The 21045-nt window shown below is 56.4% G+C and carries 19 protein-coding genes; 11 read left to right on the top strand and 8 right to left on the bottom strand.

Annotated features, from left to right (window positions below; all coding sequences use genetic code 11):
• Position 1 precedes the first annotated feature (1 nt).
• From cheR to cheZ, 4 genes are read left to right on the top strand one after another with little or no spacing between them, the layout of a single operon-like run.
• Positions 2–868: a protein-glutamate O-methyltransferase CheR gene (cheR, locus tag BM373_RS11515; RefSeq protein WP_090461569.1), complete on the top strand. Its 867-nt coding sequence runs from the start codon at positions 2–4 to the stop codon at positions 866–868.
• Positions 865–1914, top strand: coding sequence for a protein-glutamate methylesterase/protein-glutamine glutaminase (locus tag BM373_RS11510; RefSeq protein WP_090461568.1), 1050 nt, complete (start codon positions 865–867; stop codon positions 1912–1914). Before cheR ends, BM373_RS11510 begins: the two co-directional genes overlap by 4 nt.
• A 17-nt stretch (positions 1915–1931) precedes the next feature.
• Positions 1932–2321, top strand: a complete 390-nt coding sequence (gene cheY / locus BM373_RS11505; RefSeq protein WP_088218858.1) for a chemotaxis response regulator CheY — start codon at positions 1932–1934, stop codon at positions 2319–2321.
• A gap of 11 nt (positions 2322–2332) precedes the next feature.
• Positions 2333–2977 carry a protein phosphatase CheZ gene (gene cheZ / locus BM373_RS11500; RefSeq protein ID WP_090461621.1) on the top strand — a complete coding sequence of 215 codons (645 nt, stop codon included), beginning with the start codon at positions 2333–2335 and terminating at the stop codon, positions 2975–2977.
• Positions 2978–3023: 46 nt separating this feature from the next.
• Here the strand turns inward: cheZ and BM373_RS11495 are convergent, their stop codons facing one another.
• The 4 genes from BM373_RS11495 to BM373_RS11480 form a co-directional block, all read right to left on the bottom strand.
• Positions 3024–4187, bottom strand: coding sequence for a fimbrial protein (locus BM373_RS11495; RefSeq protein ID WP_090461567.1), 1164 nt, complete (start codon positions 4185–4187; stop codon positions 3024–3026).
• Positions 4168–6624, bottom strand: coding sequence for a fimbria/pilus outer membrane usher protein (locus BM373_RS11490; protein ID WP_256214626.1), 2457 nt, complete (start codon positions 6622–6624; stop codon positions 4168–4170). Before BM373_RS11490 ends, BM373_RS11495 begins: the two co-directional genes overlap by 20 nt.
• An 85-nt stretch (positions 6625–6709) precedes the next feature.
• Positions 6710–7402 carry a fimbrial biogenesis chaperone gene (locus tag BM373_RS11485; protein WP_090461565.1) on the bottom strand — a complete coding sequence of 231 codons (693 nt, stop codon included), beginning with the start codon at positions 7400–7402 and terminating at the stop codon, positions 6710–6712.
• A gap of 251 nt (positions 7403–7653) precedes the next feature.
• Complete coding sequence (locus BM373_RS11480) at positions 7654–8229, bottom strand: fimbrial protein (RefSeq protein WP_090461564.1); 576 nt, start codon at positions 8227–8229, stop codon at positions 7654–7656.
• Positions 8230–8616: 387 nt separating this feature from the next.
• On the opposite strand from BM373_RS11480, the gene flhB reads away from it, so the two are divergent.
• From flhB to BM373_RS11455, 5 genes are all read left to right on the top strand, one after another.
• Positions 8617–9765, top strand: coding sequence for a flagellar biosynthesis protein FlhB (flhB, locus tag BM373_RS11475; protein WP_090461563.1), 1149 nt, complete (start codon positions 8617–8619; stop codon positions 9763–9765).
• The gene (gene flhA, locus BM373_RS11470) at positions 9758–11836 is read left to right on the top strand and encodes a flagellar biosynthesis protein FlhA (RefSeq protein ID WP_090461562.1); all 2079 of its coding nucleotides are present in this window, start codon (positions 9758–9760) and stop codon (positions 11834–11836) included. The genes flhB and flhA overlap by 8 nt, the downstream gene beginning before the upstream one ends.
• Positions 11836–12228, top strand: coding sequence for a flagellar protein FlhE (locus BM373_RS11465; RefSeq protein ID WP_090461561.1), 393 nt, complete (start codon positions 11836–11838; stop codon positions 12226–12228). Before flhA ends, BM373_RS11465 begins: the two co-directional genes overlap by 1 nt.
• Positions 12229–12501: 273 nt before the next feature.
• Positions 12502–14088, top strand: a complete 1587-nt coding sequence (locus tag BM373_RS11460; protein WP_090461560.1) for an MFS transporter — start codon at positions 12502–12504, stop codon at positions 14086–14088.
• Positions 14089–15228, top strand: coding sequence for a beta-galactosidase BglB (locus BM373_RS11455; protein ID WP_090461559.1), 1140 nt, complete (start codon positions 14089–14091; stop codon positions 15226–15228). It abuts the gene before it with no gap.
• Positions 15229–15387: 159 nt separating this feature from the next.
• On the opposite strand, the gene argS is transcribed toward BM373_RS11455, so the two are convergent.
• Positions 15388–17121: an arginine--tRNA ligase gene (argS, locus tag BM373_RS11450; protein WP_090461558.1), complete on the bottom strand. Its 1734-nt coding sequence runs from the start codon at positions 17119–17121 to the stop codon at positions 15388–15390.
• 236 nt (positions 17122–17357) lie between these two features.
• Between argS and BM373_RS11445 the strand changes: the two genes are divergently transcribed.
• Positions 17358–17924, top strand: coding sequence for a VOC family protein (locus BM373_RS11445; RefSeq protein ID WP_090461557.1), 567 nt, complete (start codon positions 17358–17360; stop codon positions 17922–17924).
• 72 nt (positions 17925–17996) lie between these two features.
• Positions 17997–18740 (top strand): copper homeostasis protein CutC, encoded by a 744-nt coding sequence (gene cutC / locus BM373_RS11440; RefSeq protein WP_090461556.1) that lies wholly within the window; start codon positions 17997–17999, stop codon positions 18738–18740.
• A 109-nt stretch (positions 18741–18849) separates the two neighbouring features.
• Here cutC and cmoB read toward each other — a convergent pair whose 3' ends face one another.
• From cmoB to BM373_RS11425, 3 genes are read right to left on the bottom strand one after another with little or no spacing between them, the layout of a single operon-like run.
• Positions 18850–19821 carry a tRNA 5-methoxyuridine(34)/uridine 5-oxyacetic acid(34) synthase CmoB gene (gene cmoB, locus BM373_RS11435; protein ID WP_090461555.1) on the bottom strand — a complete coding sequence of 324 codons (972 nt, stop codon included), beginning with the start codon at positions 19819–19821 and terminating at the stop codon, positions 18850–18852.
• Entirely contained in the window at positions 19818–20561 is a 744-nt protein-coding gene (gene cmoA, locus BM373_RS11430; RefSeq protein ID WP_090461554.1) for a carboxy-S-adenosyl-L-methionine synthase CmoA, read from the bottom strand. Before cmoA ends, cmoB begins: the two co-directional genes overlap by 4 nt.
• A 39-nt stretch (positions 20562–20600) precedes the next feature.
• Positions 20601–20996 carry an MAPEG family protein gene (locus tag BM373_RS11425; protein WP_090461553.1) on the bottom strand — a complete coding sequence of 132 codons (396 nt, stop codon included), beginning with the start codon at positions 20994–20996 and terminating at the stop codon, positions 20601–20603.
• Positions 20997–21045: the final 49 nt, after the last annotated feature.

Below are 21045 nucleotides of genomic sequence, written 5' to 3'. Positions count from 1 at the left end.
TATGACATCATCTCAGCCCAACGGGCAAACATCGCTGCTGTTGCAGATGACCCAGCGCCTGGCGCTATCCGACGTGCATTTTCGTCGGATATGCCAACTGATCTACCAGCGTGCGGGGATCGTACTGGCCGACCACAAACGGGATATGGTTTACAACCGTCTCGTGCGTCGCCTGCGAACCCTGGGCCTGGACGATTTTGGTCGCTATCTGAGCATGCTCGAAGCTAACCAGAACAGCGCCGAATGGCAGGCGTTTATTAACTCCCTGACCACGAATCTGACCGCCTTTTTCCGGGAAGCGCATCATTTCCCGGTGCTGGCCGATCACGCCCGTAAACGCACGGGTGAATTCCGGGTGTGGAGTGCTGCGGCCTCCACGGGTGAAGAGCCGTACTCTATCGCCATTACGCTTGCCGATGCGTTAGGCATGGCCCCTGGCCGCTGGAAGGTGATCGCCAGCGACATTGATACCGAAGTGCTGGAGAAAGCCAGAAGCGGCATCTACCGCGTGGACGAGCTTAAAACCCTCTCTCCGCAGCAGTTGCAGCGCTACTTCATGCGCGGCACCGGCCCGCATGAGGGACTGGTGCGCGTGCGGACGGAGCTTGCGAATAACGTCGATTTCACCTCGCTGAACCTGCTGGATAAGCAGTACAACGTGCCGGGTCCGTTTGACGCTATCTTCTGCCGTAACGTGATGATTTATTTTGATAAAACGACGCAACAGGAGATTTTGCGTCGCTTCGCACCAATGCTTAAGCCTGACGGATTATTGTTTGCCGGGCACTCGGAGAATTTCAGCAACCTCGTGCGTGAGTTTACCCTGCGTGGGCAGACTGTTTATGCGCTGAGTAAGGAAAAAGCATGAGTAAAATCAGGGTATTGTCCGTAGATGATTCTGCACTGATGCGCCAGATCATGACGGAAATTATCAACAGTCACAGCGATATGGAGATGGTGGCGACGGCCCCGGATCCGCTGGTAGCCAGGGATTTAATTAAAAAATATAACCCCGATGTGCTGACGCTGGATGTTGAAATGCCACGCATGGATGGACTCGATTTTCTGGAAAAATTAATGCGTCTGCGCCCGATGCCGGTGGTAATGGTGTCGTCGCTGACCGGGAAAGGCTCAGAAGTGACGCTGCGCGCGCTGGAACTGGGGGCGATTGATTTCGTCACCAAACCGCAGCTTGGCATTCGTGAAGGGATGCTGGCATACAGCGAAACCATCGCCGAGAAAGTGCGTACCGCGTCGCGGGCAAAACTGTCGGCGCACGCGCCGGTGGCTGCACCCGCTACGTTAAAGGCCGGGCCGCTGCTCAGTTCAGAAAAACTGCTCGCCATTGGCGCGTCAACCGGCGGCACCGAGGCGATTCGCCACGTGCTGCAACCGCTGCCGCTCTCATGCCCGGCGGTGTTGATCACTCAGCATATGCCGCCAGGTTTTACCCGTTCGTTTGCCGAGCGCCTGAACAAACTGTGTCAGATTAGCGTGAAAGAAGCAGAAGACGGTGAGCGTGTATTGCCCGGTCACGCCTATATTGCGCCCGGTGATCGGCACATGGAACTCGCGCGTAGTGGGGCAAACTATCAAATTAAAATCCATGACGGACCGCCGGTAAACCGGCACCGACCGGCCGTGGATGTGCTGTTTCATTCGGTGGCAAAGTATGCGGGGCGTAATGCCGTGGGGGTGATCCTCACCGGTATGGGCAACGACGGCGCAGCCGGAATGTTAGCGATGCATCAGGCAGGTGCCTGGACCATCGCGCAAAACGAAGCAAGTTGTGTGGTGTTCGGCATGCCGCGCGAGGCTATCAATATGGGTGGCGTTAGCGAAGTGGTCGATCTTAGCCAGGTAAGCCAGCAGATGCTGGCAAAAATCAGTGCCGGACAGGCAATACGTATTTAGATCAGGAGCATTTTTTTATGGCGGACAAAGAACTTAAATTTTTGGTTGTGGACGACTTTTCCACCATGCGTCGTATCGTGCGCAACCTGCTTAAAGAGCTGGGTTTTAACAACGTCGAAGAAGCAGAAGACGGTGTGGATGCGCTCAATAAACTCCAGGCGGGTGGTTTTGGTTTCGTGATTTCTGACTGGAACATGCCCAACATGGACGGTCTGGAATTACTGAAAACCATTCGTGCGAGCGGCAACATGGCCTCCATGCCTGTGCTGATGGTGACGGCGGAAGCGAAGAAAGAAAACATCATCGCTGCCGCGCAGGCGGGTGCAAGCGGCTATGTGGTGAAACCGTTCACCGCAGCCACTCTGGAAGAAAAGCTCGGTAAGATCTTCGAGAAACTTGGCATGTAAGGGGCGGTATGATGATGCAACCACAGATAAAACCCGCTGACGAACACGCAGCCGGAGATATTATCGCCCGGATCGGCAGTCTGACCCGTATGCTGCGTGACAGCCTGCGCGAACTGGGTCTTGATCAGGCGATTGCAGAAGCCGCCGAAGCGATCCCGGATGCACGCGATCGTCTCGACTATGTTGTGCAAATGACTGCCCAGGCCGCTGAGCGCGCGCTTAACAGCGTCGAAGCGTCGCAGCCGCACCAGGATGCGATGGAGAGCGGGGCGAAATCGCTGACCAAACGCTGGGATGAGTGGTTTGAAAATCCCATTGAGCTGACGGACGCGAAAGAGCTGGTCAAAGACACCCGTCAGTACCTTGGTGACGTGCCGGGCCATACCAGCTTCACCAACGCCCAGTTGCTCGACATCATGATGGCGCAGGATTTCCAGGATCTGACCGGTCAGGTGATCAAGCGCATGATGGATGTGATCCAGGAAATTGAGCGTCAGTTACTGATGGTGCTGCTGGATAACATGCCAGAGCCATCGGCGCGCGCGAAACGTGAAAACGAAAGCCTGCTCAACGGCCCGCAGCTTGATACCTCTAAAGCTGGCGTGGTCGCAAGCCAGGATCAGGTTGACGATCTGTTAGACAGCCTCGGTTTCTGACCGCCGTCGCCCCGGCGGGCAGGATTTGCCGGGGCGATCGGGCTGATTAACGGATGTCCATTCTGACGGTGACATTGCCGTCAAACGACCCCGGTGCGGGTCGCCGGACGGTGGTACTCACCGGTGCGGCTTTCATTTTTACCTGCCCGTTACCCTGTTCGTCGAGGGTAACGGGAAATTCCGCTGTCCCGTCCAGCCGCACATTTCCGCAGCCCTCGTCGTACAGCCGGACGCCCAGATCGTCCCGATCAACCAGTTTTGCCACCAGCCCCTGCGAACCTTCGCTCACCCCCAGATCCGCCGTAAAGGTCATTTTGATTTTTTGCGAATTACTGCTCGCCGGATTATCGCAGTGGTATGAGATATCCACATCTTTCAGCGCATAGCCCGCCGGCGGCGCGCCGGGAGTGACAAACTGCGTACTGGCGATCTGCCCCAGCTCCACTTCAATGGTATTCCCGGCGTTAATCGTGCAGCTTAACGGCGCGCTCAGGGTGCCGCTCAGCCAGATGTCGGAGACATGTTCGGCCTCGGTTTTATTGCAACTGCCGGAACCAAAATAGAGGCAGGCATAATTCTGGATCACCAGCGTCGGCGGGAAGGTTTCTTCGCCCAGGATCGGTTTTTTAATGTAGAAGGTGGCGGCAATTACGTTCCACTTAAACTGCCGTTTAGCCGGGCCAGGTGGTGCGGGGACCGGGCCGGTCCCGCTGCGACAGATGGAGGATTCCGCTTCGGTGAAATTCCAGTTCTGCACCCTGGCGCTGAGCGTGTCCATCGTGGACGGATAATCGGTGATCACCAGCTTGGTCAGGCCATCGCCCGAAGGGGAAAAAATCGCGTCGGTGTACCCGGCGACTTCGATATCCAGGTTTTCCGTCAGATAACCAAAGCCGGGAGCGTGACCGGGCGGCAGCGGGCTGCCCGCAGCCGTAAGTTCATAGATCGGCGTGGTGTCGTACAAATTCCCGGGGCAGTCGCAGTTGGCGACCATAAAGGTACTTTCGCCCACCAGATGACTCGGCTCGGAAATAATCTCGCTGCCGGTGATATCCCCCTGCGGCGACAGTGCCTGGGTGTGCTGAATGGAATAAGTTTCAGGCGCGTCAAAGCAGTTGTGCAGGACGGTGGTGGCCTGGCTGGTGGCGGGGGAAAGCAGGCTGGCAAGAAGCCAGCTAAAAGCCAGCAGTTTAGCGTGAAGGCGTGGCATGGTCAGGTTCCGTAAGGCAGGTGACATGAATAAAACGTAATCCGGCGGGGTTAGCCGCAGGGGTATCGATGGCGGACCGGGAAAGATGCGCGGTGCAGGACTGATCGGGGGCGCTGCCCCATTTCACCTGCACGCGGGTGTCGTCGCGCAGGCCGGAAAGGTAGACCGTGCCGTTATCATCCACAATGCCGCTCTGGGCCGGTTTCTCAATGCTGACCACCGCGCCAAACGGCACCGGTTGCTGGTTTTCGCGGGTCAGGGTCGCCAGCACGCGGTAGCCGCTGCGGGCATCAAAATGGGCCAGCACCGCAGCGTTGCGGGTGGGGATCACCGTCACCGCCGTGTCGTTGCTGTCCACGTCCTGCGGCAGGGTGGTGGTATCCATCCCGATGCGGTTTTTCTGGTAAACACTGAGCGACGGAATAATCGCAAAGCCTGCGCTATCGGTCTCAATACCTTGCTCATTCTGGAAACGCACCCCCGACGCGCCGTTTGCATCGACGATAGCGAAGGCGTCACCCACCGGTTGTGACAACGTCACGCCAGCCGGATGTGCCACCAGCGCGCCGCTCACCCCGTAGCTCAACTGACGGCTGTAGTCCGAATCGCTGTAGTAACCGGCGTTCAGGTTAGCGTATTGCGAACGATAAGAACCGTACAGACTGTGGCTGGCGCTGCTCTCGCCCTCAGTACGGCTTTGTTGCAGGGCGTAGCTCAGGCGCTGATCGTCCAGCGCCGTGCCGTTCAGCGTTAAGGACTGCACCGCACGCCCCTGCTGGCTGTCGCTGTAGCTGTAACCCGCCCAACTGTGCGGCAGCCAGCGGCTTAACGGCACGTTAATGCCCAGGGTGATCATTTTGTCGTCGTCGCCTTCGGGCGTCTGGCTCCAGGTTCCGGCGAGATGCACGTTGATGCCGTTGATAACCCGGCTGATCCCGGCGGAATAGCTGCGCTCTTTACGGCGCGTGTTCCAGTAACGCTGTTCGTAACCGTTCAGGTACAGACTGCTGCCGAGCAGCGGCTGGCTGAGACTGATCTGCAACCGGCGGCGTTTGCGATCCTCGTCTTCGTCATCGCCTATTTGCATGGCGTCGGTAAAGCTGTCGTAGCCTTTACTCGAATAGCGGGATTCAGAGAGCGTAAGCTGGGTGTCCGTCGCCGCGATGTTTTTGACATACATCAGACGCAGCGCGCGGCCTCTGGCCTGAGTGACGTCGGCGGCCACGGAACCGAACTCGCCCAGCCCGAATCCCAGACCGGTTGCCAGCGCCCGATAACGATCTGACGTCAGCAATCCGCCATACACAGTCAGGGCGTTATTCAGGCCGTACAGCCCGCTCGCCTCGACAAACAGCGGCGTCTGCGTGCGGCTTCCGGCCCCGTCTTCATGGTAGCGCCCGGCGGTGAAATCGTATTTGAAGCGGCCCGGTCGCTGCATCACCGGCACGCTGGCCCAGGGCTGAATAAACTGATGCTCGCTGCCGTCGGCCTCTTTTACGGTGACCTCCAGATCGCCGCTGTTGGCGGTGGCGTAGATATCGTCCAGCGCAAAGGCACCCGGCGCGACGTTGGTGCGGTAAATCAGATTACCGTTCTGGCGCACCGACACTTCGGCGTTGCTGCTGGCGACGCCGCGGATCACCGGCGCAAATCCGCGCTGGCTTTGCGGTTGCATCGCCTCATCTGAAGCGAGATTAACGCCCCGGTAGGCGATGCTGTCGAACACCTCGGCACCGGTGTGGCTTTCACCGGCGGTGAACTGCGCTTTCAGCCGGTTGATATCGTGCTGGAGAAAGGTCTGCTGAGTAGTCCAGTGCTGCTTATCCTCGCTTTTGTCCCATGATGAACTGTTGCGTACCCGCCAGCCGCCGAGGTTAAAGCCGCTGTGCAGATCCAGCCAGGCGCTGTTGCGCGTGGCGTGGCTGCTGTCCCCGGTGTCGGAACCGGAAAAGTTATAGTTGGTAAACAGCACCGGCACCCCGTCATCCCACAGGGACGGATCGACCGCGCCCTGCGCACGCCTGGTGATGTACGCCTGCGGCATACTGATGTCGAGACGAAGCTGGCTCATATTAAAGCCCGCGCTGGCCGCCGGAATATAGCTGCCGAGCGGTTCGGCCAGCGGCGTCTGGGCAGGCAATCCGGCAAGCGCCGGAACAGCGTCCACACCGATGCCCCATTCCCGCAGCATCTGTGGGGTGAGCGCGGGCTGGAGCGCCCCGTCCGGGCCACTGATATAGGCGATCTCTTTGGTTTCCAGGCGCACGTTATTGAGGAAAATCGTCGTGCTGTACACGCCGGGAAGCTGCGCGTTCTGGTTCGAGAACAACGAGAGATCCACATCCTGAAACTGCCCCGGCGCGCCTTCCAGATCGGCCGGGCTGAAGCTGTACTCCCCGGCGCGGGCGGCGGACGCTGAGAGCAAAATGGCCCCCATTATCGCGAGCCTGAGCGGGTTTCGCGGCCATTCCTGCCTGGCGGAAACAGAGTGAGATGCGTGGAGCATGGTCTGGCGTCATCCATTAATTAAGGGTGGCGTCGAATTTTGCCGAAGCGTTGCCGTAGTCCGTAATGCAGCGCCAGCTAACCTGATGCCCTGCGGCGGCGGAGGGAAGCGTCAGGCGCACCTCGCTTTTGGGGGCGACCAGATCGGCTTTGTTCAGCGGCGTATGGCCGATGTTCAGCGAGTCAAAGACGTTATAAAACGCACTCTGATTGCTGACCAGCAGCGTGTTGCCTTCGCGCTGAAAACGGAGGTTTTCACAGGCCTGTAATGGCGTGCCGGGTAATCCCTGCGGGCGGTAAAAGAGTTTCAGCCGGGTTTTAAAGATCAGCTTAAGGACGTTCTTATCCACCTCATCTGCCGGGGTCGCCGGAATGGTGCGCACATCCAGAAAGAACAGCGATTCCCGATCTTCAGGAACCTCTCCGCCAGACCATGAGATACGCAAACTTTGCTCTTTCTGCGGATCGAGCCGGAACAGCGGCGGGGTAATAATAAACGGCCCGCGTGTTTTACCGTCGCCCGTATCGGTCCAGGATTGCACCAGCCAGGGGAGGGTGGAATCTTTATTTAATAATGGCAGGGCCACTTCTTTTTTATCCGCCTCATAAATAAGCCGGGTGCGACCAATCTGAATGCCACCGGCATTCGCGCACTGAAAAGCTGTAAAAAATAGACACGTGAATAAGGCTGAAAGCCGCGCGTTGCGCATAAATAACCCTGTTAATACCTGAATAAATAATTTAATAAAGAGCCCTTAAAGGCTCTTTATATTTTCTGCGAAGTGCTGTGATAAATAATTTCACAATAATAAAATTATTATTAACAATTAAATATCTTTACCCTAAATAATTCGAGTTGCAGGCAGGCGGCAACTGAGTAAATCCCCGGGAGCTTACATAAGTAAGTGACTGGGGTGAACGAAGACAGCCAACGCACCTGCAACTTGAAGTATGACGGGTATTAACGGTAGAGGATATTGACTGTCATATCCGCATCCGCGGCACCCGCGGTAACAGGAACAGCAAAGGCGCGATAGCGGGCGACGAAATCCGCCATCACGGTGTCGCTTTGCGTGGTCGGCAACTGCACAAAAACCTGATCGGTAGAGCCATCCATTTTCAGCAGGCGGGTGGCTTCATCGGCAGGACTGACGGCAACGCCGATGTTGGTCGCAGCGGTTGCGCCTGTGGTGGTCAGCTTACTGACATCAAGCAGATCGGGCGTTTGCGTCAGGGCCGTCGGGCCATTAAAGGTCAACTGTACGGCAGGCAGACCAGAGCTACTGAGCGGGCATTCAGCCAGTTCAATGGTAAAAGGCACAGGTTCAGACTCGTTGCCGACATTGCTGAAAATGGAGGTCGGCCAGGTGCCGAGCAGAACGTTATTATCTTTTCCATCGTTACCGTTAATAACGCAACTGGGTTCGATAATTTCGCCGGTAAAATGGACTGTGCCGGCATTCATTTCATCTGCTAATACGCTGTGGGAAGCGAGCGCAAATAAAATAAGAAAAGCCGCGTTCTTATTTAATTTCATGATAGACATCTCCTTATGAAAATGTGGTGTTCCAGATATAACGCGTAATGTAACGGTAATACGCCGGAAGGGGGAGTCATTATTCCTCATTTTTCCTCACGGGAATAAATGAGATCCCCTGTGATATCGCAGTGCTTGCGGGAGGCGGAGAGTATCAGGTGAAATTCATGTAAATTTGACCTTTAATGCGCCGCGTCAGGTAAATCTTATTTGTTAATGTCTTATTTTATTAAAAAAATATTAATCGGCTTTTTTTTAGTATTATTTTGGCGAAGAGTTAACAGATTAACAGCGGAAAACACCATGATTCTGACGGCTTTTCTGCCCATTAACCGGGCACCGACTCTGCGATGATAGTCATGAGTAAAAGTAACGCGAGTAGATGGCGTGGCAGACGATAGCGAAGACAAAACAGAAGCCCCCACACCCCACCGAATTGAAAAAGCGCGTGAGGAAGGGGACATACCCCGATCCAGGGAATTAACCTCCGTACTGGTTTTAGTCGTGGGCGTGAGCATTATCTGGATTGGCGGCGAGTCTATTGGCCGACGGCTGGCTGCGTTGCTGGCGTCCGGGCTGCGCTTTGATCACGGCATCGTTAACGATCCGAATCTGGTGCTTGGGCAGATTATTTTGCTGCTGAAAGAGGCGATGTTTGCCCTGCTGCCGCTGATTGCGGGCGTGGTGATTATTGCGCTGTTTTCACCCATTCTCCTTGGCGGGCTGGTCTTTAGCGGCAAATCCATCCAGTTCAAATTCTCCAAGCTCAACCCCCTGACCGGGATTGCGCGGCTGTTTTCAGCCCAGGTGGGGGCGGAACTGGTGAAAGCGGTGCTCAAATCCCTGCTGATGGGAAGCACGGCGGGTGCCTATTTGTGGCACAAATGGCCCGAAATCATGCGCCTGATCAGCGAGTCACCGATTACGGCGATGAGCAATGCGCTTAACATCGCCGGGATGTGCGCGCTGATGGTGGTAATCAGCATTATCCCGATGGTGGGTTTTGACGTGATCTGGCAGCTTTACAGTCATTTCAAAAAGCTGCGTATGTCCCGACAGGATATCCGCGATGAATATAAAGAGAGCGAAGGCGACCCGCACGTTAAAGGGCGTCTGCGCCAGATGCAGCGCGCGGCGGCACGTTCACGCATGATGGCGGATGTGCCTAAAGCGGACGTGATTGTGAATAACCCGACGCACTATTCCGTCGCGCTGCAATATGACGAGAACAAAATGAGCGCCCCGAAAGTGGTGGCAAAAGGGGCGGGGCTGGTGGCGCTGCGCATCCGTGAAATCGGTGAGGAAAATCGTATCCCGATGCTCGAAGCGCCGCCGCTGGCGCGTGCGCTTTATCGCCACGCTGAAATCGGTCAGCAAATTCCTGGTCAGCTCTATGCGGCGGTTGCCGAAGTGCTGGCCTGGGTCTGGCAACTTAAACGCTGGCGTCTGGCTGGCGGCACGGCCCCTGCTAAACCTGCAAACCTTCCGGTGCCTGAAGCACTGGATTTTCTGAACGAGAAGGACAGTGATGAATAATCTGGTGGCAAAATTGCGCTTGCCTGGCAACATGAAGTCGGTTCAGTGGCAGATCCTTGCCGGGCCGATCCTCATTATGCTTATTTTGTCGATGATGGTGCTGCCGCTGCCGGCGTTCATTCTTGACCTGTTATTTACGTTCAATATCGCGCTCTCCATTATGGTGCTGCTGGTGGCGATGTTCACCCAGCGCACCCTGGAATTTGCCGCTTTCCCGACCGTTCTGCTGTTTACCACCCTGTTACGCCTGGCGCTGAACGTCGCCTCGACCCGTATCATCCTGATGGAAGGGCATACCGGCGGCGCGGCGGCGGGTAAAGTAGTTGAAGCCTTCGGCCACTTCCTCGTCGGCGGTAACTTCGCAATCGGTATCGTGGTGTTCATCATCCTCGTGATCATCAACTTTATGGTTATCACCAAGGGTGCCGGGCGTATCGCAGAAGTTGGCGCGCGCTTTGTGCTCGACGGGATGCCGGGTAAACAGATGGCGATCGACGCCGACCTGAACGCCGGGCTGATTGCCGAAGATGAAGCGAAAAAACGCCGCGCCGAAGTGACCCAGGAAGCGGATTTCTACGGTTCGATGGACGGTGCGAGTAAGTTCGTACGCGGCGATGCCGTCGCCGGTATTTTGATCATGGTGATCAACGTGGTGGGCGGCCTGCTGGTGGGCGTGCTTCAGCACGGAATGGACGTGGGCCACGCGGCTGAAAGCTACACCCTTCTGACCATCGGTGACGGTCTGGTGGCGCAGATCCCGGCGCTGGTGATCTCTACCGCCGCGGGCGTTATCGTGACCCGCGTGGCGACCGATCAGGACGTCGGCCAGCAAATGGTTGGCCAGTTGTTTACCAACCCAAGCGTGATGGTGTTAAGTGCCGCGGTGCTCGGCCTGCTGGGTCTGGTGCCGGGGATGCCAAACTTTGTGTTCCTGCTGTTTACCGGGGCGCTGCTGGGGCTGGCCTGGTGGCTGCGTGGACGCGAAATTAAGGAGCCCGCCGAAGCGGCTCCGGCCAAAGCGCCAGAAATCACCCAGGCGGTGGAAGCCACCTGGAGCGATGTGCAGCTTGAGGATTCGCTGGGGATGGAAGTGGGCTATCGCCTGATCCCGATGGTGGATTTCCAGCAGGACGGCGAGCTGTTAGGCCGTATCCGCAGTATTCGTAAGAAATTTGCGCAGGACATGGGCTTCCTGCCACCGGTCGTGCACATTCGCGACAATATGGATCTCCCTCCTGCCCGCTATCGCATTCTGATGAAGGGCGTGGAGATTGGCAGCGGCGATGCCTATCCGGGACGCTGGCTGGCGATTAACCCAGGCACCGCAGCGGGGACGCTGCCGGGCGAGCAAACGGTCGATCCGGCCTTTGGCCTCGCGGCGACCTGGATCGAGAGCGCGTTAAAAGAGCAGGCGCAAATTCAGGGCTTTACCGTGGTGGAAGCGAGTACCGTGGTCGCCACGCACCTTAACCATCTGATCGGCCAGTTCTCTGCTGAACTCTTTGGCCGCCAGGAAGCGCAGCAACTTCTCGATCGCGTGACCCAGGAGATGCCGAAGCTGACTGAAGATCTGGTGCCGGGCGTGGTGACGCTCACCACCCTGCACAAAGTGCTGCAAAATCTGCTGGAAGAAAAAGTGCCGATCCGCGATATGCGCACCATTCTGGAAACCCTGGCGGAACATGCACCGGTGCAGCACGATCCGCACGAACTGACGACGGTAGTGCGCGTGGCGCTGGGCCGTGCCATCACGCAGCAATGGTTCCCGGGCAACGGTGAAGTGCAGGTGATCGGTCTGGATACGCCGCTTGAGCGTCTGCTGTTGCAGGCGTTGCAGGGCGGTGGCGGTCTGGAGCCGGGCCTGGCGGATCGTCTGCTGGCGCAAACCCAGGAGGCGCTGGGGCGTCAGGAGATGCTGGGCGCACCGCCGGTATTGCTGGTGAATCACGCGCTGCGTCCGCTGCTTTCGCGCTTCCTGCGCCGCAGCCTGCCGCAACTGGTGGTGATGTCGAATATGGAAATGACCGACAACCGCAACATTCGTATGACCGCAACCATCGGAGGTCAGTAATGCGCATTCTGGCGTTAATCCTCGCGCTGCCGCTTTTCGCGCACGCGGCGGGCGAGGGGATGTGGCAGGCCAGCAGTATCGGCATCACCCTCAATCACCGGGGCGAGTCAATGTCATCCCGGCCGTTATCGGCATCGCAGCCGGTTTCCGGGCTGATGACGCTGGTGGCCTGGCAATATGAACTGAATGGCCCGACGCCTGCCGGACTGCGGGTGCGTTTATGCGCCCAGACCCGCTGCGTGGAGCTGGATGGCGAACGTGGCACTACCCACGGCTTCAGCGATGTGCCCGCGGTTGAACCGCTGCGCTTTATTTTTGAAGTCCCCGGCGGCGGGCGGCTGATACCGGCGCTGAAAGTCAGCCGCAACAACGTCATCGTTAACTACCGCTAACTGCTCTTCTTTTCGCCAGTCATCAGCTTATCCGCCCGGATTATGATGGCTGGCTCGCAAATTCTGACCTCACCTTTTGATGCAAGAGAAACACTGTTTTATAAATCAGTGACACGCGTAGCGAGACTCTTTGCATTTTTGCCAGTTGCCTGATTCCCATGGCAGAAACAGAAAGGTTTCTCAGTTCACATAATTTTACCTTAGCCGTGTAAGGACTCCCTTGGATAAGCCAGACTGCCGGAGTTCTCCCAATAACCAACAGGGTTTACGGCAATGAAAACACGTAAAATAGGATTGGCGAACTATCTCGCCTATGGATCGGGTGATTTTTTGGGTGCAGGCACGACAGCACTGACCGCTGCGTGGCTCCTTTATTTCTATACTACCTTCTGTGGATTAACCCCTATCGAGGCGACGTTCATCTTCGCCGCGGCAAGGGTGGCGGATGCGGTCATCAGTCCGCTGATGGGCTTCTTAACCGATAACTTCGGCTCAACCTGGCTTGGCAAACGCTTTGGCCGCCGTAAGTTCTTTATTTTACTGGGTATTCCGTGCGTATTTAGCTACTCCATTATGTGGGTTGGCGATATGGGCTTCTGGTATTACCTCGTTACCTATCTGATTTTCGATATCGTTTACACCATGATCCTGGTACCGTACGAAACGCTGGTGCCGGAAATGACCGACGATTTCAAACAGAAAACCAAATTCTCCGGCGCGCGCATCGGTATGGCGCAGATGTCGGCGATTCTGGCGTCGTTCCTGCCGGGGATCCTGCTGGCGCATTTCGGCAAAGACAACCCGATCTCCTTCTTCTACGCAAGCCTGGTGTTCTCCGTGCTGTGCGCCACGATGCTGACCTTCGTGTGGTTCTTTACCTGGGAACGCCCACGTGAAGAGTGGACCGAAGCGGCGCTGCGTGCCGAAGAAGAGAAAAAACACCTTACTTTCAAACAGAGCATGGGCCGTCTGTTTATTGAGCTCTCCTCTACGCTGCGCATTAAGATTTTCCGTCAGCACCTGGGCATGTACCTCGGCGGTTACATCGCGCAGGACGTGTTCAACGCCGTCTTTACCTACTACGTGGTCTTCGTGCTGATGCAGGATGCATCAATGGCGTCGAACCTGCTGGGCACCATGGCGATTTTCCAGTTCATCGCCGTAATGATCATGATCCCGCTGTGCATCCGCTTCGGGCCAGCGCCGTCTTACCGTATGGTCGTGACCCTGTTTGGTCTGAGCTCTATCTCTTATGCCGTGCTGTACTACGCCGGACTGAGCGATATTTACTCGCTGATGCTGCTGGTTTCTGCGATTGCCGGCCTCGGTCGTGGTGGTATCAACTATGTACCGTGGAACACCTACACCTACATTTCTGACATCGACGAAGTGGTCACCGGCCAGCGCCGTGAAGGGATCTTCGCCGGGATCATGACCCTGACCCGTAAAGCGTCCCAGGCCGGTGCGGTAATGCTGGTGGGGATTGTGATGCAGGCTTCCGGTTTCGTCTCCGGGCAGAAAACCCAGGTGGAATCGGTCAGTCATACCATTCTGATGATCCTCTGCTTCGGTACAGTTGCCGTGCTGCTCTGCGGTTTCCTGGTCTCCCTGCGCTTTAAGCTGAACCTGAAAACACACAGCGTGCTGCGTGCAGAAACCGAAAAAATGCGTCAGTCAGGCCGCATTATGCCGGAAACCCTTACCCCGGAAGCCCGTGCCACCGTCGAGATGCTGGCGGGTATGCCTTACGAATCCCTGTGGGGGAATAACAATATCGGCTTCCTGAATCGTCATAAGCCTGCGCCGGGATCGCTTTCTGCGCGTAAATCAGGTGAATTTAATACTCAAGAGGTGAAGTAAATGATTGTTTACCCTGTCAAACATAGCCCTTTGCTGCGTCAGCCGGAGCGTTTTATTGCCCGCGATGAACTGAAAGCGCTGATCCAGAAGGTGACGCATAATCTGGTCAACATTCAGGATGAGACCGGTAAATTTTTACTGCGGCTGGACGACGGGCGGGTCATCGACACCAAAGGCTGGGCAGGCTGGGAATGGACGCACGGCGTAGGGCTGTATGGCATGTATCAGTATTATCGTCAGACCGGCGATACCGCGATGCGCGACATTATTGATAGCTGGTTTGCCGACCGCTTTGCGGAAGGGGCGACCACCAAAAACGTCAATACTATGGCTCCGTTCCTGACCCTGGCGTACCGCTACGAAGAGACCGGCAACGCCTCTTATCTGCCGTGGCTGGAGACGTGGGCAGAATGGGCGATGCATGAGATGCCGCGTACCGATCATGGCGGAATGCAGCACATTACGCTGGCGGAAGAGAATCATCAGCAAATGTGGGATGACACGCTGATGATGACCGTGCTGCCGCTGGCGAAAATCGGCAAGCTGTTAAACCGCCCGGACTACGTGGAAGAAGCGGTGTATCAGTTCCTGCTGCACGTGCAAAATCTGATGGATCGTGAAACCGGGCTGTGGTTCCACGGCTGGAACTACGACGGTCATCATAACTTTGCCAGTGCCCGCTGGGCGCGCGGCAATAGCTGGTTAACCATCGTGATCCCGGATTTCCTTGAGCTTGTGGATCTGCCGGAGAACAACGCGGTACGCCGTTACCTGGTGCAGGTGCTGAATGCGCAGATCGCCGCCCTGGCAAAATGCCAGGACGACAGCGGCCTGTGGCACACGCTGCTTGATGACCCGGAGTCTTATCTGGAATCGTCTGCCACCGCAGGCTTTGCCTACGGCATTCTGAAAGCGGTGCGCAAGCGCTATGTCGGACAGGAATATGCGGAAGTGGCAGAGAAGGCGATTAAAGGCGTGGTGCAGAACATTTCCCCGGAAGGCGAACTGCTGCAAACATCGTTTGGTACCGGTATGGGATCGAATTTGCAGTTCTACCGCGATATTCCCCGCACCTCAATGCCATACGGTCAGGCAATGGCGATGCTGTGTCTGACGGAGTATTTGCGCAAGTATTTTTGACAGGATTCCCCCTCACCCTAACCCTCTCCCATGGGGAGAGGGGACAGATCGAGCACGGACTGGACTTTCTCCCTCTCCCATGGGGAGAGGGGACAGATCGAGCATGGACTCGCCTTTCTCCCTCTCCCTTAGGGAGAGGGCCGGGGTGAGGGGTGTTAATTACATCCGTTCTACTGTCTCAATACCCAACGTATCCAGACCCTGCTTCAGCGTTTTCGCTGTCAGCAGCGCCAGTTTCAGGCGGCTTTGACGGGTAGCGTCATCTTCGGCGCTCAGGATCGGGCAGTGTTCGTAGAAGCCAGAGAACAGGCCGGCTAAATCGTACAGATACGCACACATCACGTGCGGTGTACCTTCGCGGGCTACCACGGTTAACGTCTCTTCAAATTGCAGCAGACGCGCGGCGAGCTGAACTTCACGATCTTCCGTCAGGATCACCGGGGCTTCGCTCAGGGCGCTTTCATCCAGACCGGCCTTACGGAACACGGAGAGCACGCGGGTGTAGGCGTACTGCATATATGGCGCGGTGTTGCCTTCAAACGCCAGCATGTTGTCCCAGTCGAAGACGTAATCGGTAGTGCGGCTTTTCGACAGATCCGCGTACTTCACGGCTCCAATACCGACCGCGTTCGCCAGTTTTTCCAGCTCATCGGCAGGCATGTCCGGGTTTTTCTCCGCCACCAGACGACGGGCGCGTTCCAGCGCTTCATCCAGCAGATCCGCCAGTTTCACCGTACCGCCTGCGCGGGTTTTGAACGGCTTGCCGTCTTTGCCCAGCATCATGCCGAACATGTGGTGCTCCAGCGGCACGGAATCCGGCACGTAACCGGCTTTACGCACAATAGTCCAGGCCTGCATCAGGTGCTGGTGCTGGCGGGAGTCAATGTAGTAAAGCACGCGGTCGGCATGCAGCGTCTCGAAACGGTATTTCGCACAGGCGATGTCCGTGGTGGTGTAGAGGTAGCCGCCATCCTTTTTCTGGATGATGACGCCCATCGGATCGCCTTCTTTGTTTTTGTATTCGTCGAGGAAAACGACGGTTGCGCCTTCGCTTTCAACCGCCAGGCCCTGTGCCTTCAGATCGGCCACGATACCTGCCAGCATTGGGTTGTACAGGCTTTCGCCCATCACATCGTCGCGGGTCAGGGTCACGTTCAGACGGTTATAGGTGAGCTGGTTTTGCGTCATGGTGATGTCGACCAGCTTGCGCCACATTTCACGGCAATACTCGTCGCCGCCCTGCAGCTTCACCACGTAATTACGCGCGCGCTCAGCAAAAGCGGCGTCTTCGTCGTAATGCGCTTTTGCCGCACGGTAGAACTCTTCCAGATCCGCCAGCGCCATTTCGCCGGCGTTTTCCTGCTGTTTCAGCTCAAGGAATGCAATCAGCATGCCGAACTGGGTGCCCCAGTCGCCGACGTGGTTCGCGCGGATCACTTTATGACCGAGGAACTCCAGGGTGCGCACGGAGGCATCACCGATGATGGTTGAGCGCAGGTGACCAACGTGCATCTCTTTTGCCACGTTCGGCGCAGAGTAGTCGATAACCACGGTTTGCGGCTCAGGCTGAGACACGCCCAGACGGTCCGAGGCCAGCGCCTGGTTAACGTGATCGGCCAGAAACGCAGGTTCCAGGAAGATGTTGATAAAGCCAGGACCGGCGATTTCAACTTTGCTGGCGATCCCGTTGAGATCGAGATGAGACAGCACAAGCTCTGCAACCTGTCGTGGCGGCATGCCCAGTTTTTTAGCAACTGCCATCACGCCATTGGCCTGATAGTCACCAAACTGTACTTTTGCTGACTGACGAACCTGAGGTTCGCAATCCGCAGGTGCGCCTGCGGCAATCAGTGCCTGACTGACTTTTTCTGAGAGGAGAGCCTGAATATTCACCGTGATACCTTACGTTTTTGACGCGAGTGGACAATACCCGCGCCCGTTTGAGAATTAGGGCGGGAGTATACTGCAAATGGCTTTTGCCGTCAGCATTGTGCACCGCGCAGGTTGTGCAAAAAATCAGCGATAATAAGTGCATAACTATTCATCGTGCGCCAAATGCATTCTGCGGTTGGTCAAATGCGGGCAAGCGCGTAAATTAGCGCCTTTGTATCCGATGAAGAGTGTTGAATATGGCCGACTGGCAATCCATTGACGAACTGCATGATATTTCCGCAGATTTACCGCGTTTCACCAAAGCGTTAACAGAACTTGCCACCCGGCTCGGGCTGGATATCGCGCCGCTTGATGCCGATCACATTTCATTGCGTTGTCATCAGAACACGACCGCTGAACGCTGGCGACGCGGATTTGAACAGTGCGGCGAACTGCTCAGCGAAAATATCATCAATGGTCGCCCGATTTGCCTGTTTAAACTGCATCAGCCGGTGTGCGTGGCGCACTGGCAATTCAGCGTGGTGGAATTGCCCTGGCCTGGCGAAAAACGTTACCCGCATGAAGGCTGGGAGCATATCGAAATCGTCCTGCCGGGCGAGCCGGACTCGCTCAACGCCCGCGCGCTGGCGCTGCTCTCCGATGACGGCTTAAGCCAGCCGGGAATTTTCGTCAAAACCAGTTCGCCGAAAGGCGAGCGTGAGCGGCTGCCTAATCCGACGCTTGCAGTCACCGACGGCCAGGTGACGATCAAATTTCATCCGTGGAGCATCGAAGCAATTGTTGCCAGCGAACAAAGCGTGTGATGTCACGCAGCGCGGGGCCTCGGGCGGCGTAGCATGATGAGCGGATACTGATGTTTCAGGGAGAAAACCGTAGTGTTACTGGAAATTTGTTGTTACAGCGAACTGAGCGCGCTGGTGGCGCAGCAGCACGGCGCTGATCGCATTGAACTGTGTTCCGCGCCGAAAGAGGGCGGGCTGACCGTTTCTTATGGCGTCCTGAAACGGGTGCGCCAGAACCTCACCATTCCGGTGCATCCCATTGTGCGCCCGCGCGGGGGCGATTTTTGTTATGACGCAGAAGAGTTTAACGCCATGCTCGATGACGTTTACCATCTCAACGCGCTGGGCTTTCCGGGGCTGGTAATCGGCATCCTGAATGAAGACGGGGATGTGGATATGCCCCGGATGACGCAAATTATGGCGGCGGCAAAGGGGATGGCGGTCACTTTTCATCGTGCTTTTGATATGTGCCGCGACCCTTACGAAGCCTTTGATAAGCTGGCCGAATTAGGCGTTGCGCGCGTTCTCACATCCGGTCAACAGCCCTCGGCAGCAAAAGGTCTTTCATTAATTACGGAACTAAACGCACGATCCGGTGTTCCAATCATTATGGCGGGTGCGGGTGTTCGCGCATCCAATCTTGACCAGTTTTTGAGCGCTGGGGTGGCAGAGGTTCACAGCTCTGCGGGTGACTGGACACCTTCACCTATGCGCTACCGTCATTCAGGCCTGTCGATGTCGTCAGATGCTAACGCGGATGAATTTTCCCGCTACGGTGTAGACGGTGCGGCAGTGGCTGAGATGAAAGCGATGATTGCCCGTCATCGTCTTCGTTAACAGTTTTTACCGCGCATCATGTCGCCCAATGTGATGCTTGCTTGTACCAGGCCCCTGCAATTTCAACAGGGGCCTTTTTTTGTCCTTCCCCTTCCTGGGGAAATTCAGGTCACGGCTTGCGGGCAATCAGCACGGCGCGCATCGGCGCAGGATACCCTTCAATGGTTTTGCTGTGATCGTTCGGGTCGAGGAATTCCGCCAGCGATTCGGTGATCATCCAGTCGGTACGACGCTGCTCGTCGGTGGACGTCACGCTCACATCGGCGATGCGCACATCCACAAAACCGCATTTCTCCAGCCAGTTTTTCAGCGCCAGCGCCGACGGAATAAAGTACACGTTGCGCATCTGCGCGTAGCGATCGCCGGGCACCAGCACTGCGTTTTCGTCGCCTTCAATCACCAGCGTTTCCAGCACCAGTTCACCATCTTTTACCAGCTGATCTTTAAGCTGCCAGAGGTGCTCCAGCGGCGAGCGGCGGTGGTAAAGCACGCCCATCGAAAACACCGTATCGAATGCGTTAAGCGCCGGAAGTTGCTCAATACCCAGCGGCAGTAAATGCGCGCGCTGATCGTTACCCAGCAGCTTACGCACCGCTTCGAACTGGCAGAGGAAAAGCTGCATCGGATCGATGCCAACCGCCAGGTGTGCGCCCGCGCCGATCATGCGCCACAGGTGATAACCGCTGCCACAGCCGACATCGAGAATGGTGCGACCGGTCAAATCGGACAGATGCGGCAGCACGCGATCCCATTTCCAGTCGGAGCGCCATTCGGTGTTGATATCCACGCCGTAAAGCGAAAACGGCCCTTTGCGCCAGGGCATCAGATTGCGCAGCAGGGTTTCAATCCGCCGGGTTTGTCCGTCAGACAACGGCGCTTCGCTGTTGGCGGTCACGCTGTGCAGCAGGTCCAGATGATGCGGGGTTAATTCCGGCAGAAATTCGACGGCATTGTTCCAGTTTTTAAACTGTCCATGCAGCGAATCGCGCTGCCATGCGGCAATCTGCGCCGGCAAGGTTTCCAGCCAGTGGGAGAGATGATTTTTGGCGATGAGCTGATAAAAGTTGCCGAAGTCGATCATTGGGCTTCTCCGGCTTTCAGTGCCACCAGCGAACCAAAGTTAAAGCACTGGAACCACAGTTCGCTGTGCTCAAACCCGGCCTGGCGCAGACGGGCTTTGTGAGTTTCCACGGAATCGGTGAGCATCACGTTTTCCAGCATGCTGCGCTTCTGGCTGATTTCCAGCTCGCTGTAGCCGTTCGCGCGCTTAAAGTCATGATGCATGTTAAACAGCAGTTCGCCGACGGTGGCATCTTCAAAGCTGAATTTTTCCGACAGCACCAGCGCGCCGCCCGGATTCAGCCCCTGGTAAATTTTATCCAGCAATGCCTGACGCTCAACGGGTTCAAGGAATTGCAGGGTAAAATTCAGCACCACCATAGAAGCATTTTCAATCTGGATATCGCGGATATCGCCTTCAACCACCTCAACCGGGGTTGGCGCTTTCCAGGCATCAATATGACGGCGGCAGCGTTCGATCATGGCAGGGGAGTTATCGACGGCAATGATTTTACAGCCGGTATGAGCGATGTTGCGGCGCACGGAAAGCGTCGCTGCGCCCAGTGAGCAGCCGAGATCGTAAACCTGGGTGTCAGGCGCAACAAAGCGCCCGGCCAGCATACCGATCATCGAGATAATATTTGAATAGCCTGGGACGGAGCGCTGGATCATATCCGGGAAGACTTCGGCTACCCGTTCATCAAATGTCCAGTCACCCAGGCTGGCGATTGGCGCAGAAAAAAGCGTGTCGCGGTGAGACATAACGTAAAACCCGAGAAAACAAAAGTGGCGTATTGTGCGCTAATGCAGGGAGAAAACCAACTCCCAGGGCATATACCACAGGTTAGCCAGCACCATAATAATCAGCACACACCAGGTCGCGCCCATGGCAGAGCGCCGCCAGCGGAACAGCCGGTGTTGAAAACCGTGGTAGTGCATCAGACGGCCCACGATCAGCAGCAGTCCACAGACATGTACCATCCAGGTTTCTGCGCCGTTCATTTCCATAAACAGCAGCAGGATCAGCGCCGCAGGGATATATTCCACCGCGTTGCCATGAATACGAATGGCGATTTGCAGTTCGCTAAAGCCCCCGTCGCCCGCAGAAACACGGTATTGGGTACGCAACCGAACCACGTCGAAAGAAAACTTCAACAGCAGCAATACACTCAGCACGGCATAGAGCGCGCTTACCATAAAAACTCCATTTAATGCACAAAGATGGCACACTTCTATGATAGCGCGA

The organism is Enterobacter sp. kpr-6, assembly GCF_900116015.1.
Classification (GTDB): domain Bacteria; phylum Pseudomonadota; class Gammaproteobacteria; order Enterobacterales; family Enterobacteriaceae; genus Enterobacter_D.
This window is presented reverse-complemented; position numbering and strand designations above follow the sequence as displayed.

Coding starts and splice junctions, on each gene's coding strand:
- cheR (WP_090461569.1), top strand. CDS start 2: ATGACATCATCTCAGCCCAACGGGCAAACATCGCTGCTGTTGCAGATG.
- BM373_RS11510 (WP_090461568.1), top strand. CDS start 865: ATGAGTAAAATCAGGGTATTGTCCGTAGATGATTCTGCACTGATGCGC.
- cheY (WP_088218858.1), top strand. CDS start 1,932: ATGGCGGACAAAGAACTTAAATTTTTGGTTGTGGACGACTTTTCCACC.
- cheZ (WP_090461621.1), top strand. CDS start 2,333: ATGATGCAACCACAGATAAAACCCGCTGACGAACACGCAGCCGGAGAT.
- BM373_RS11495 (WP_090461567.1), bottom strand. CDS start 4,187: ATGCCACGCCTTCACGCTAAACTGCTGGCTTTTAGCTGGCTTCTTGCC.
- BM373_RS11490 (WP_256214626.1), bottom strand. CDS start 6,624: ATGGGGGCCATTTTGCTCTCAGCGTCCGCCGCCCGCGCCGGGGAGTAC.
- BM373_RS11485 (WP_090461565.1), bottom strand. CDS start 7,402: ATGCGCAACGCGCGGCTTTCAGCCTTATTCACGTGTCTATTTTTTACA.
- BM373_RS11480 (WP_090461564.1), bottom strand. CDS start 8,229: ATGAAATTAAATAAGAACGCGGCTTTTCTTATTTTATTTGCGCTCGCT.
- flhA (WP_090461562.1), top strand. CDS start 9,758: ATGAATAATCTGGTGGCAAAATTGCGCTTGCCTGGCAACATGAAGTCG.
- BM373_RS11465 (WP_090461561.1), top strand. CDS start 11,836: ATGCGCATTCTGGCGTTAATCCTCGCGCTGCCGCTTTTCGCGCACGCG.
- BM373_RS11460 (WP_090461560.1), top strand. CDS start 12,502: ATGAAAACACGTAAAATAGGATTGGCGAACTATCTCGCCTATGGATCG.
- BM373_RS11455 (WP_090461559.1), top strand. CDS start 14,089: ATGATTGTTTACCCTGTCAAACATAGCCCTTTGCTGCGTCAGCCGGAG.
- BM373_RS11445 (WP_090461557.1), top strand. CDS start 17,358: ATGGCCGACTGGCAATCCATTGACGAACTGCATGATATTTCCGCAGAT.
- cmoB (WP_090461555.1), bottom strand. CDS start 19,821: ATGATCGACTTCGGCAACTTTTATCAGCTCATCGCCAAAAATCATCTC.
- cmoA (WP_090461554.1), bottom strand. CDS start 20,561: ATGTCTCACCGCGACACGCTTTTTTCTGCGCCAATCGCCAGCCTGGGT.
- BM373_RS11425 (WP_090461553.1), bottom strand. CDS start 20,996: ATGGTAAGCGCGCTCTATGCCGTGCTGAGTGTATTGCTGCTGTTGAAG.